Raw genomic sequence first — 13,193 nt, forward strand, 5'->3', positions numbered from 1 at the left:
AAATGACCAGAATAGGTCGGCTCCTGGGGGGAGTGGCAATGCTTGGCGGCGCACTGGCTGCATCACCGGCATGGGCCCAGCCAACGGGCACCGCGCTGCCACAGTCGAGCAATGCCAGCCCCGAACTGAAGCAGGCGCTCAGCCTCATCGCCCGGCAGCAACAGCAGTTGGAAGCGCAGGAGGCGCGCATTCGTGCGCTGGAGCAGCGCCTTGCCATGGATGCGCAACCAAGTGGCGCAACGGCGGCGCCATCGGCAGCAAATCCGCCGCAAACTGTTCAGTCCGCCAGCAACGCTGTCCCGCCGCCGCGCGCGCCCAATGGTGCGCCCCAGGCCCCGGCTGGCCCCGTGGGGGAAGCGCCACCGGATATCGATCGCCCCCCCGAGGTCGCGGTGCTGGGAGAGCAAGGCAGCGTCGTGACCCGGCGCGGTCAGCTCACCGCCGAGCTTCAGCTCGATTATGCGCGGGCCGACCGCAACCGTGCGCTTTTCCGCGGCATCGAAGTGGTGGAGTCCGTGCTCGTTGGCGTGTTCGACATCAACGAGAGCCGGCAGGACGTGCTCACGGCATCCGCCGGCCTGCGTTATGGGCTCCTCGGCAATGTCGAGATCGGCGCCCGTCTTCCGTTCGTCTATCGCAATGACAAGTCGGTGCTGGCCCCGATTCAGGGCACGACGGGCGATCCCGATGCGGCGACCATCGATAGCAGTACCAGCGGCCGGGGGATTGGCGACCTTGAGCTGTCGGCGCGCTATCAGCTGAGCTCTGCGCGTGGCGGCTGGCCGTTCCTGATCGGCAATTTGCAGGTTGTGGTGCCCACCGGCACCGACCCGTTCGACATCTCTCGGGATACGCTGGGCCGCGCGACCCGTGCGGCCACGGGGTCCGGCTTCTGGGGTGTGACGCCGAGCCTGACCGCAATTCTGCCCAGTGACCCAGCCGTCCTGTTCGGCTCCATTGGCTACACCCGCAATTTCGGTCACGGGGTCGATACGGTCATCCCGCCGGTGCGTATCACCTATGTGAAGCCGGGAGACGCGATATCCGTCAGCATGGGGATCGGCGTATCATTGAACCAACGCACCTCGTTCAACCTGGGTTATGCGCACAGCTGGTCCTTCGGCACGCGCACCACGCAGCGCCTGCTGATGCCCACGATGGACTGGGGCGACCCGCAGGTGCAGACGGCGCGCGATCTCCAGATCGGCCGCCTGCTGTTCGGCGTAAGCTACCGCGCGACGGACCGCACGACGCTGAACTGGTCGGTCGAGGTGGGGGCGACCGAAGACGCCACCGATCTGCGCACGGTGCTGCGCATCCCGTTCGTGTTGTCGAGGGGCAGGTGACGCCGCGGAACGTAGTTGTTCCAGCGCGCCGGGCCTGTTTCTGCTGCCTTACAATGGCCCGCGTTCGGATCTGCCCGCTGCTGACTAGGTCGCCAAATCTTCATTTGCACCTGGTCACGGCCCCGCAGTTTGCTGTTCGATCGCTAGATCGAACAACGTTCGATCTCATAACCGGCGTCGCTGATCGAGATAGAAGTGAATCTCCCAAATTTGTTTCGGCTTCAGGGCACGCTTTCACGCCGACTGTCCTTCGGGCATTCTAGGTCCGATGCTTGGTGTTGGGTTCTGTTTCAGGCATCTCCATGATCATTCTCCAATGGCCGGAATGGCCATCTGGAGAATGCTCGACCTGTTGAGGGGATGAATTCAGCAGGGCACCTGGCGACCAGTGTCGGTCGTTCCCATCAGCCAGGATGAATGGCCGCTCGCGGCAAAACCTGCCGTTAGTGTGAGTCTCAGAGGCCAAGCAAGATTCGCCCTTATACCGGCAGTTAAGACACCAGACCGCGCTTCCTAAGACCAGCCATTTATTTGCTGAAACAGGGGAGCCCACCGCCTCGGCCAACAGTAAGATCGAGGTGACACGCTAGGCTGTGAGGGGCAGCTCCGGATCATTTGGAATGATGATGTCGGGCTGCTGGCAGATGTGGAAGCCGGGAAGATCGACGTGGTCGTGGTCTACAAGGTTGACCGCTTGACCAGAGCCCTCTCGGACTTTGCCCGCATCGTCGAGATCCTCGATGCCCGGGGCGCCAGCTTCGTCTCGGTCACGCAGGCGTTCAACACCACCAGCAGCATGGGGCGGCTCACACTCAATGTGCTGCTCTCCTTTGCCCAGTTCGAGCGCGAGGTCACCGGCGAGCGAATTCGCGACAAGATCGCCGCGTCGAAGAAGAAGGGCATGTGGATGGGCGGTAACCCCCCGCTTGGCTATGATGTGAAGGGCAGGGCGCTGGTGATCAACCAGGCCGAAGCGAGCCAGGTCCGCCACATCATGAACCGCTATATCGCGCTGGGCTCCCTGCAGGCCCTGGTCGAAGAACTGTTGCGCGATGGCTATCGCACCAGGCAGCTTCATGGTCGGGGCGGCATTGCGTTCAGCCGCGGCGCGCTCTCACACCTGTTGGGCAACGCTATCTATCGCGGCAAGGTCGTGCACAAGGGGGCGGTCTATGACGGCCAGCACGACGCGATCATCAATGAGGCACTTTGGGATGCGGTACAGCGTCAGCTGGAAGAAGGACGCAACAACCCCCCGGCCAAGCGGTCTCCCAGGCGCAGCTTGCTCACCGGCCTGATCCACGATGGGGAAGGCCGAAAGATGTCGCCCAGCCACACGGCCAAGGCGGGCAAGCGCTATCGTTATTATGTAACCCATCCCAATACGCTCATCGGCAGCAGCGAAAAACGATGGCGGGTCAGCGCGCCGGAGATCGAGCGCATCGGCACGGATCGCCCGAAGGGCTGGCTCACGGATCATCGGGCTCTCGTCGAGTTCGTCGGCGCCCAACGTGCCATAGGTGCGCTGACCAGAGCATCCCAGGTTGCAGCCGATCTGCACAAGGCATCAAAGCGTCCGGCGATGCTGACGATGCTCCTCGGTCGGATCGACATGGCAGAGGAGAGCATCACTCTCACACTCCACCGTGACAAGCTGCAGTCCCTCCTGGGTCTGGATCAGCTGGCCCATGACCGTCCGGTGCAGCTGACCAGCCGCGCGATCCGCATCCGGCAAGGCAAGGATGTTCGCATGATCATTGGCGACTCGCGGGATCGGTCAGCTGATACGATCAATAAGCCGCTGGTCGCGCTGATCGCAGAAGCCCGAGCGCTGCATCTAGCGCTGCTTGGCGCCCCCGAGCATAGTCTGGCATCACTTGCTGACGCGCAGGGCAAGTGCCGCAAGCGTTCTGCGCAGCTGCTGCGCATCGCAATGCTTGCGCCAGATATCGTGGCGCAGTGCATCGAAGGTGTTCAACCGGTTTCGATTACGACCAAAGGACTGCTCAACATCGATCTGCCGATCAACTGGAGTGAGCAGCGGGCTTTGCTTGGCTGCAGGTAAATTCAGTCACCCATCTAGGGAAAGCGTCGGCCGGATGTCCTCCGGCCGTTTTCTTGTTCGACGCCGCGCAGCGCCGACCTGTCATGAGGTTTGGAAAATGGCCACTGACATAATGGGATAGAAATGGCCGACGGTGCCCGCGTGCTTGGTCTGTAGACCCCAGTTCGCGAAGCGTCGGCGCCAAAACGGCGCAGTTTCGCGCGAGTTATGCCGCGGCCACACCATGGCTGACGAATCTCGGAGAAACACGGACTATCTGGTGCGGGGCGCAGCCGTGAGCGAACCAGTCTCTGTATCCTGAGCGTTGCGAAATAAAATAGGAGGCCATACCGCCCCAAACCTTGCTTCCACGACTATATAAACGTCTGAATTATGGAGCTTTCGGGTTCTCGAGGTCCGGAATTTCGTCCGGCCGAATAACAGGTAAAACAGGCGCGTAAACGGGCCAAATTGTGTAAATACATGAATAGGATCAGGCAGTTTCCACCTGATCCCGCTTTTGTCGGCCCGGCCTTGTAACCACGCGCAGTAGCGGCGCGTACGGCGCATTTACGATGACTCCGGTCCTTCTTGTATGGTCTGCGTCATTTCCAGAGCCTGGCGAACCAAAGCGATAAAATCCTGACACATGATCCGCCGCTTGCAGTTGAGCGATGTCAGCTCGATCAGCCGCGCCTCGATCCGGGAGACAGTTCTGCGCTTGCCGTCGGGACAGGTGATTCTGACCCTGCTGTTGGCCAGATCGAGGATGGCGCGCCAGCTATCGGTCAGAGAGGAAGCTGCGTCGCCAGTTCTCACTTGATCCATCATGCCTCGCCGTCATCACGAGGTTGCCGCCGCGCACGATGGACGGATTGGAAGAGTGCGCTACGCGTCAGGGATAATGCGTGGGATGCCGCAAGCCTGTTCTCCGCCTGCCCCGTGGCCAGGCGGAGCATGGTGGCTCGGATCAGGGGCACTGTCTCTTCTCCTTTTGCCGTGCGAATTGTCGTCGGCATATTCATGACGTCGATGATCATCTCGTCAAAATCCTCGATCGTTTCGATGCGACGATGAGTGGTCCTGGGGCGGCCCCTACGATTGCCAGAGGTACCTTTCGGAAAACGGCCCTTGTTGTCTCGCTCAGCCATGGTCCCCTCCTGTCGCCAGTGCTGCATCGGCGAGCGCTTCCATGTCTGCGATCCGCCGCGCTGCCACCTCAGCAAAACTCTCGCCGGTTGCCAGCAGCACGGCCGCCTTGCGCGTCAGTGCCTGCCAACGACGGATGGTCACCTCGCAATAGCCCGGCTCATATTCGATTAGCCGCGCACGACGCTTCGTCTTCTCTGCCGCCAGAAGTGTGGAGCCTGAGCCACCGAAGGGATCGAGCACGACCTCGCCCACCTTGGAGGTGTCCTTGATCGCATCCATGATCATCGGCACCGGCTTGACTGTCGGATGCATCGCGAGTTCAGCATCGGCACCGGTTTTGATGGCCCCGCGATAGTTCCAGATGTTGGTACGATACCTGCCATTCTTGCCCAGTTCGACCGTGTTGAGATGAGGCGCAGTACCGACCTTCCAGACGAACACTAGCTCGTGCTGGGAGCGATAGAAGCTGCCCATGCCGGCACTGCCCTTGCTCCAGACACAGATGTTTTTGAGTTCGGAATAGACTGCCCGACCTGCGTTCATCATCTCCTCGACATGCCGCCAGTCCATGCACTGATAATGGATGGCGCCATCGATGCTCACGTCAGCCGCGTTGCGAAACGCGGTCTGGAGAAAGCCGGTAAACTCACTCTCGCTCATCTCTCCCGATGCCATGGCGAACTCGGCATGCTTCTTCTGGCCAAGGCCCCCGACATGGCCATCGATCTTCACGTTGAAGGGCGGATCGGAGAACACCAGCCGCGCCCGCTCATCGCCCATCAAGAGAGCAAAGCTCTCAGGGCTGCGCGTGTCACCACACAGCAGGCGATGGTTGCCAAGGACCCAGAGATCACCGCGCTCCACGCCACAAGTCTGCCGCTTGTCGATCTGCGGCATCTTCTCCAGCTTTGCATCCTGCGGCGTCATGACCATGAGCTGGTCGATCTCGGTGGTTGAAAAGCCGGTGATCTCAAGATCGAAGCTCAGCTCCAGTGCGTTGAGTTCGTCGAACTCGATCCGCAGAACGTCCTCGTCCCATCCCGCGTTCTGGGCGATGCGGTTGTCGGCCAAGGCGTAAGCACGCAGCTCTGCCGCACTGAGGTCAGAGATTGGAACCACCGGCACATCGGGGAGCGCAAGCAACTTTGCTGCAGCATAGCGGCCATGTCCGGCAACGATGACACCCTCATCATCGACGATGATCGGATTGGTGAAGCCGAACTGGCGAATGGACGAGGCGATCTGCGAGATCTGTTTCTCGCTATGGGTGCGGGCATTACGTGGCGCAGGGCGCACTGCCGCAACCGGGCGCAGTTCGACCTTGAGGGAACGGATCAGACCGTCCCCCCTGATGGGGTTGTTCGCATTCATGAGTGATGTTCCTTGCTAGATGTTCATGAAACGATGCAAGTTAGGTGGGACTTCGCCCCTTCAGCAGGGCTTCGATGAGGGCAGCTTGTTCAGGCATTTTCTCGCGAGCCACGCGGGTGACGTGGGCAAGCGCGGCGTCCTGACTGAGGATCATCAATCCCTCGGGCAAGGCCTGGCAGTAAACGGCTTCGCCGGCCTTCAGGCCATAACGGTCCATGACGGAGTCTGGTAGTTCGATCCCGCCGCCTTTGCCGATGCTGGCCACGATGATTTCGCTATCTTGGTCGAGGAGGGGCGCTTGGGTTGGCGGTGAGGAGGCTTTGGCTATCAGGCCAGCACGCAGGAGCACGTTATAGACATGCTGATAGCGAATGCCGATGTAACGGCCGATGTCGCCTGCACTCACCCCAGCACCGTACAGCGCGCGGACCTTCGCCGCCTTGCTGTCGAGGCCCTGTGTGAGGGAGTCCATTTCTTCATTGGTCATATCGCACGAATCCTGATTAACTGATGGTGATATCAGTCAACCAAATCAGGATGTCAACACATGTGCGATATTGAGTTAGTAGCTATAGGAACTCCCTATAGCCAATGCGCTGAAATTGCGTCATCATTTTTTCAACAAACCTCGTGCTGCGAGCATCCTGCGTCAGTAGCGACAATCTCAGCCTCCTTATTCGATGCCGCACTCTGCCAACGCGATGGCGAGTGAGGCATCGACAGGGATGGGCTTGAGGCCATCCTTTTGAAACTGGCCAACCCGCATCATGTTCGGATCGGGCAGACCATAGGGGCTTGAGATTGCCGCTGCGCGAAAGATAAGACCCTGACCGGCGCGCAGTTCGCTCAGCATTGCTTTTGCGACCTCGCCGCTGGCGAGCGTGCTGGTCGCGGTTGCGGACATGATCAGCTTGTTCGACAGCGCCATGGCATCTGCCATGGCCTTGGTGGCATCATTGGCTGCTGGGGAGGGGGAGACAGATGCGCCTTGCGGATTATCCTCAGGCTTCAGCTCACGAAACGGTTGGTCATCCACGCGCCAGACGATCGTTCCGGTGGGCAAGCGAAAGCGTCCGCCACTGCTCACGCCGACCAGCAGGCCATGCCTGCTGTTCATCTCGATCACGGGATAAAGATAGCCAGTGCGCGAGTAGCGAAGCTTGCCGACATAATCGAGGGCGGAGACGACACAGCTTGTTGCGCCCGTGATTGGATCCGTCGCGCGCGTCGCCTGCCATGTTTTTGGAACCTTGTCCTTGGCGAGTGTCGGCGTTGCGAGCAGGGCGAAGCTCAGCGCGAGGACGCCAGCGCGCGTCATGCCATCACCTCCACGCCATCGAGAGACGCTGGCACAGGTGCCGGACCAAACAGTTGGTCTACCAGCACGTCGAGCGTCGCCGTCTTGTCGAATTGGCCGATGGGAACGCTGCGATAGGCGGGGCGTCGGCCTTTAGTAAGCTGCCCATTATAGCGGCTGTGTGTCGTGACCTTGTCGCCAAGCTCATCAAGTGGTTGGCCCGGCGCGCATCCCAAGAACCGAAAGCCTGTCGGCCGGATCGTGCGGCGGTCCCAACTGATCAGGATCGCGCAACCGGATGGTTTGTCAGCCAGTCTGGTCGCGATGTCGAACTTGCCATTCTTGCCACCCTGCACCCGCGACTTAAGCTGGATATGCCGCACGATCCCGGCTGCCTCGATCACGACATCATAGCCATCGCGATCGCAGATGCCGTGCAGGACTTCACAGCGCTGCCCGCGCGCCAGCAGCTTGGCGATAAGTTCGCCGACCAGCTGATACTCCAGCGCTTTCTCGATCAGCGTTGAGTCCAGCGATAGCTGTCCGTTGTGATGGGGCGGTTCGATAGCAGATTGGCAGGTCACGTCGCTCTTACTCCCATGAAGCAGCGACGTTCTGGCCTGGGCTTCCTCGTCGCGCCTATGTCCACTCGGGGCGACGGCCAAAGCCGGATGTTGGAAACCTGCACACAGTCAGGCGCATGCGCCTTTACCGTTGCCGGCTGGACATGCGCGCATGCCACCCGGCCGATAATCTCGACCGAGCTGCTGTGTGAGGGGTTTCCACGCCCCGCTCCCCGGCTTTCACGAGGAGCAACGCCACATCGCTCGCGTGGCAAAAGGGATCAAGTGGAATGTGTGCAAATCGATTTCAGCGTCCTGCGGAGGCGTTCGATCCGGCGAAATCCCGAGGACCGCGGGGCAAAGCTTTGGATGCCAGCTTTCTGCAAGATCATTGCCGAGGAGAACGCTCAGCCGTTCCCAACCACGTCGTTCGTCTACAAACCTGCGCCCGACTCCCAACAGCTCGCGGTCAGTTAGCGCGCCCCAGACCCTGGGTGTTGATCGCAACGCCCCTCCCGGTCGACGTCGATACCGATGGCAAGTGCGTCCGGCCTGACTAGCCCATCCTCGTGGAGCGCGCGCAGCAGGGGATTCCGCGTGCGAGCGAGGTCGCCGAGCGGTCCGAAGCCGTTGATGGGACGCAGGACAATCGACGTCGCAACGTCCTGTTATCTGCATGGACGCTATTAAACGACGATGCCGGCGTGATGGGTCTGCATGCCGCTGATCTTGGCCGCAAGAGTGCGGTGATCCATTTGCCGGCAAATCGTGGATGCGCGCCATGACCTCGGAGGTGGCGATGCCGATGAATGTCCCAAAATAGCCGCAGATGGTGAAGAAGCCGTCTTTACGAACTCTGGTCGTGGAGCGTCAGCTATCCTGTCTAAACGGCCGTAGCCCATCAACGGCGCGACCCCACCCCACACGCAGCGCGCACCCACGTGATGGCGGCGCTTTGGCCTTATGTTTCCCCCCAGGCGTTGCCGCATGGCAGACACGGATGAACTTGCCTTGCAATTCAGAGCCTCGGGGAGGCCTAGGCATCCCAAACCTAACGAGACGTGTCGGCATTGCACCACCGAACTAAGCGGCCTTAATGTCACGACGCTGACTCACTTTTCGGGGTTCCAACCCGATATCGCTCGAAAAAAGGCTTCGCTTTCCCGATAAGCCTCATTGTCGGAAATCGGGAAATAACTAAGTTTTACAACAACTGTGCGCGTGTCCGGATCAACGTATATGAACTGCCCTTGCAGGCCGATCGCCATATAGGCGTTTGAGTTTACGAGGGTCCACCATTGGTACTGATAGCCCTGATCCTGTCCCTGAGCCACAGGTTCAGGATAGGTCGGAATAGTTGACGCCCGGACCCAGTCGGCTGGAATGATCTGGCGGCTGCCAACCCGTCCTTCGTCCAGCATCATCTGCCCCAGCCGAGCATAGTCACGAGCTACGGCATTGAAGCCCATCCCATTCGTGGCTCGCCCGCGGGAGGGCGGCCCATCGGTTAGGAAGAATCCGTCGGCCTCAGCGCCCAGGGGCCTCCAGAGGCGCTCGCTCATATATTCGTTGATCGGCTTGCCGGTCGCCTTCTCCAGAACCCAACCAAGAATGTTCGTGTTCAAAGTTGAATAACGGAAGGTTTTGCCAGGTTTATCGGCGCGCTTTGCGAGGAGCGCCTCGTCGACGCTGCGGCGACAGTTGAGTACCATGATCTCTTCACGCAGGCGGGCTGCATCACTCGCGCTATCCGGCTGATAATTATCCTCCCGGTCCGCGCCCGACCGCATGAGGAGGAGGTCACGAATCGTGGCGCCATCGAAGGCGGTGTTTTTGAGTTCCGGCACATAAGCGACGATTTGCTCATCGACGGATTTGATGTGTCCATCGGCTAGCGCCGCGCCCACCAGGATCGACGTGATGGATTTCGCTGTCGACATGGAGAGGAACCGTGTCTGCAACCCTGTGAAATTGCGATAAGTCTCGTGGACGATCTTACCGTCCTTGAGAATGACGAGCGCATTCGTGAACGTCCTTTCCAGAGCGTCTTGCGCGGGGACCAGCTCTCCCTTGTATTTATACGCGAAATCAAGCGGGTGCTGACTGCTTCTAAGCGGGACGGCCTGTCCGCCCGCCTTGACCGGCACCGTGTTGAAGATGGAATCGATGCTGTGGAACGTCAGCGCGTTGATCTTGGCGTCGATGAAGGTGCGGCGCAGTTCGCGGATCGCTGGCGTGGCTCGCGAATCCGGTTCGCAGGAAGTGGGAACGGGATTATCCTGGGCGTAAGCCGCCTGTCCGCTCAAGGCTGACCCTGCGGCGAGCAGCCCGAACGACGCAACCTGAGCCACCTTACGCAGGCGATTCTTCATCATAGCTTCCTCCCTATGCTTTTATGTTGTGAGCAGCATGGCTCGGTAAACTTGAAAAATCAATAAAGATATTGACAACTCAAAAGACATGGATAGGTCTTGAGATCGCCAAGAGGTGATGGGTCGAGTGAGGGGCTCATTAGCGGTCTCGGTGGTGCAGCCAAAATGGCGCATCGGAAACAGGGAGGATGTCATGAAGGATGGTGGCTATCCGGCGCGTCGGCGCAGGGTATTCGCAGCGACCTATGCTGCAACATGGCTTGCGCTGACGGCGGCGCCCCTTCCGCTCTTACATGCCCAAACCGTTGAAGACGGCGCGCCGCCGATGCAGGACATCATCGTCACCGGTTCGCGCATTCAAGCAGTCTCCGGTGCAAGCTTGCCATCCCCGACGACTATACTTGATTCCTCGACGACGAGGTCGCTCGGTATCGCGAACGTCGGTGACGCACTGTTGCAATTGCCATCGCTACTCAACAGTGCAGCTCCTGGGCAGACGGTCGCCCTAAGCCCCCAAAATATCGGTTCGCGGATTGCAAATCTCCGCGGCCTAGGAGCAGAGCGAACCTTGATCCTGGTGGATGGGCGTCGCTTTGCGCCCAGCACGGCAAATGGCACAGTGGATATGGCGCTGATCCCGAGCGCCATTGTCAATCGTTCCGACATCGTGACGGGTGGCGCTTCTGCCGCCTATGGCTCGGATGCCGTGGCAGGCGTGATCAACCTTGTAACGGACACCCGCCTCGAGGGACTGCGCGCCCAAACGCAATCAGGTGTTGCACAACAGGGAGATAACGAAACGGTGCAGGCCTCTCTGGCAGGCGGCACAGGCTTTGCTAGCGGCCGGGGACACATCGTCCTTGCGGGAGAATACGAGAAGAACAAGGGGCAGGGTGACTACTATTCGCGCGAATGGTCGCGTCGTGAAACCTGTCAGTTGGGGAATTTCGTAGATCCTTCCCAGCCCGCCAATTTGATTGTGGACAACTGTCGAACGGGATTTCTTACCGGGCCAGGGCTTATCGATGGCGGTCCCTTTGCAGACCAGCAGTTCAGTGCCGATGGCGGGTCGTTGGTTCCGTTCGTCCCGGGCCAGTATCGCGGCTTCTTCCAGTCGGGGGGCACGGGCAAGGGTGAAAATGCCTTCTTTCGCGGCCCGGTCATGGTGCCGGCTTACGAGCGCTACAGTCTCTACGGATATACCGATTTTGAGGTTAGCCCGGCCTTCAAGCCCTTCGTGAACGTCTCGTACGGGTCCGTTCTAGGGAAGAATGTCGGCGCGCAGGGTCGCTTCAGCCGCTTCACCGGGGGCGGTCTTGTGCTGACAGGCGAAAACCCCTTCGTGCCGGAGGTGATCCGCAATGCCATTGGCCCAACCGGCACGATCTCGGTCGGCAAGGCCATGAATGATCTCGGGAATGCGCTCGGCCGCTCCAAAACATCCACTTTGCGGGCAGTGGCCGGCGTGACCGGCGAATTGGGAGCGCAGTGGCACTATGAGGCTTATTATCAGCAAGGTCGGACAGACTATGCACAGCGTCTGTCGAATAATCTGATACCCGCTCGTCTACGCCAAGCCATCGACGCGATCGAAGGGCCTGGCGGCGCCATTGTCTGCCGGGATCAAAGCAATGGGTGTCAGCCATTCAACCCACTCGGTATAGGTAATTTCACGCCCGGTGCTGCGACCTTCGTTACCGGCACTGCGGCGCTGGATACCAAGATCAAGCAGGACGTCGTCAGCGCCAACATCAGTGGCGAACTCGCGCCTCTTCCCGGTGGCCCCCTCGCCGTGGCCGCCGGTGCAGAGTATCGCCGGGATTCACTCGTGACGGTCGCCGATCCGATCTCGCAGGCCAATGGCTTCTACACCTTTAATGCTGCCAATATCTCTGGCGCGTTCGACGTGACCGAGGGGTATTTGGAGGTCAATGCGCCGCTGCTGGCCGATGTCCCGTTCGCGAAGTCATTTGCGCTCAATGGGGCTGTCAGGCGTACCGATTATTCCACGTCGGGCGCTGTCACAACATGGAAAGTCGGCGGCGTCTGGGAGCCGTCTGACTTCTTGCGCTTTCGAGTCACTCGCTCTCAGGATATCCGAGCTCCCAACATCTCGGAACTTTTCTCACCGCTTGTAAGTGGGCAGGTCTCCGTTGTGGATCCCCAGACCAACGCGCAGGTGCTCGTCCCCCTGCTGACCGGCGGCAATCAGAGCCTGCAACCCGAAACCGCTAACACGACCACCGTCGGCGTGGTCATCACGCCGCTTCGGAACAGCGCTGACACGCTGACTTTGTCAGTGGATTATTACGACATCAAGGTGACCGATGTAATCACCTCAACTGGCGCGACGAATATCCTGCAGCTTTGCCAGGCAGGTTCCGCGTCCGATTGCGGGCGCGTGACGCGAAACGGTGCGGGTGCCATCACGCTGATCACGGACACGCAGGCGAACCTCAATGGCCTCTCGACGCGAGGTGTGGATTTCGAGCTCAACTATCGCCGTCAGATCGGCAGTGGGTCGCTGAGCTTCCGTGGCCTTGCGACCTATGTCGACCGGCTGGTGACGTTCTACAATGCAACCGGAACCAGTGTCGATCTTGCTGGGCAGACTGGTAATTCCAACTTCGGGGCGGGGCCGGGCGTCCCGCATTTCCAGGCGACATCTTATCTCACCTGGAAGAGTGCTGGCGGCACGAGCATCACGGTGCAGAACCGCTACATCGGGAAAGGGCGTTACGATGTCCTGCAGGTGGGCCCGGATGAAGCCGGTTATCAGGAAGCCATCAGTGGACCGCCTGCCCGGAACAATAGCAATAACGATAACAGCGTCTCGTCACGCCTGTATACCAATCTGTCTATTTCCCAGACCATTCCTGTTTTCGAGCGCGGGTCCTTTGAGGTCTACGCTGTGGTGAACAACCTTTTCGACCGGGATCCGCCGATTGCGCCTGGTGCCTCTTCCGCGACGAACGGCATTTTGTTTGACCAGATCGGCCGGACGTTCCTTGCCGGCGTTCGCTTGAATTACTGAGCAGGATCGGCGCT

Annotated in this window: 11 protein-coding genes and 1 pseudogene; 4 read left to right on the forward strand and 8 right to left on the reverse strand. The window is 60.0% G+C overall.

The genetic code is table 11. From position 1 onward, the window contains the following. Positions 1–38: 38 nt before the first annotated feature. On the forward strand, positions 39–1,346 hold the full coding sequence (locus M2336_RS06070; protein WP_264592660.1) for a transporter: 1,308 nt from the start codon (positions 39–41) through the stop codon (positions 1,344–1,346). A 28-nt stretch (positions 1,347–1,374) separates the two neighbouring features. Here the strand turns inward: M2336_RS06070 and M2336_RS18005 are convergent. Then, positions 1,375–1,650, reverse strand: a pseudogene (locus M2336_RS18005) (integrase); the annotation flags it as partial. Between the two features lie 342 nt (positions 1,651–1,992). Here M2336_RS18005 and M2336_RS06075 point away from each other — a divergent pair. Then, positions 1,993–3,411, forward strand: coding sequence for a recombinase family protein (locus tag M2336_RS06075; protein WP_264574359.1), 1,419 nt, complete (start codon positions 1,993–1,995; stop codon positions 3,409–3,411). 549 nt (positions 3,412–3,960) lie between these two features. On the opposite strand, the gene M2336_RS06080 is transcribed toward M2336_RS06075, so the two are convergent. The 6 genes from M2336_RS06080 to M2336_RS06105 form a co-directional block, all read right to left on the reverse strand. After that, a complete protein-coding gene (locus M2336_RS06080) occupies positions 3,961–4,221 on the reverse strand; it encodes a hypothetical protein (RefSeq protein WP_264592661.1) in 261 nt (86 codons plus the stop codon). Next, complete coding sequence (locus M2336_RS06085) at positions 4,218–4,541, reverse strand: DUF5681 domain-containing protein (protein WP_264592662.1); 324 nt, start codon at positions 4,539–4,541, stop codon at positions 4,218–4,220. The genes M2336_RS06080 and M2336_RS06085 overlap by 4 nt, the downstream gene beginning before the upstream one ends. Then, positions 4,534–5,913, reverse strand: a complete 1,380-nt coding sequence (locus tag M2336_RS06090) for a site-specific DNA-methyltransferase (RefSeq protein WP_264592663.1) — start codon at positions 5,911–5,913, stop codon at positions 4,534–4,536. Before M2336_RS06090 ends, M2336_RS06085 begins: the two co-directional genes overlap by 8 nt. Positions 5,914–5,953: 40 nt before the next feature. Beyond that, positions 5,954–6,400 carry a hypothetical protein gene (locus M2336_RS06095; RefSeq protein ID WP_264592664.1) on the reverse strand — a complete coding sequence of 149 codons (447 nt, stop codon included), beginning with the start codon at positions 6,398–6,400 and terminating at the stop codon, positions 5,954–5,956. Positions 6,401–6,586: 186 nt separating this feature from the next. Beyond that, entirely contained in the window at positions 6,587–7,231 is a 645-nt protein-coding gene (locus M2336_RS06100) for a hypothetical protein (protein ID WP_264592665.1), read from the reverse strand. After that, on the reverse strand, positions 7,228–7,794 hold the full coding sequence (locus M2336_RS06105; RefSeq protein WP_264592666.1) for a hypothetical protein: 567 nt from the start codon (positions 7,792–7,794) through the stop codon (positions 7,228–7,230). Before M2336_RS06105 ends, M2336_RS06100 begins: the two co-directional genes overlap by 4 nt. Before the next feature lie 548 nt (positions 7,795–8,342). On the opposite strand from M2336_RS06105, the gene M2336_RS06110 reads away from it, so the two are divergent. Next, the gene (locus M2336_RS06110; RefSeq protein ID WP_264592667.1) at positions 8,343–8,558 is read left to right on the forward strand and encodes a hypothetical protein; all 216 of its coding nucleotides are present in this window, start codon (positions 8,343–8,345) and stop codon (positions 8,556–8,558) included. Between the two features lie 327 nt (positions 8,559–8,885). On the opposite strand, the gene M2336_RS06115 is transcribed toward M2336_RS06110, so the two are convergent. Further along, positions 8,886–10,148 carry a serine hydrolase domain-containing protein gene (locus M2336_RS06115; protein ID WP_264592668.1) on the reverse strand — a complete coding sequence of 421 codons (1,263 nt, stop codon included), beginning with the start codon at positions 10,146–10,148 and terminating at the stop codon, positions 8,886–8,888. Positions 10,149–10,338: 190 nt separating this feature from the next. Between M2336_RS06115 and M2336_RS06120 the strand changes: the two genes are divergently transcribed. Further along, the gene (locus M2336_RS06120) at positions 10,339–13,179 is read left to right on the forward strand and encodes a TonB-dependent receptor domain-containing protein (protein ID WP_264592669.1); all 2,841 of its coding nucleotides are present in this window, start codon (positions 10,339–10,341) and stop codon (positions 13,177–13,179) included. Positions 13,180–13,193: the final 14 nt, after the last annotated feature.

It is taken from the genome of Sphingobium sp. B1D7B (genome assembly GCF_025961965.1).
GTDB lineage: Bacteria > Pseudomonadota > Alphaproteobacteria > Sphingomonadales > Sphingomonadaceae > Sphingobium.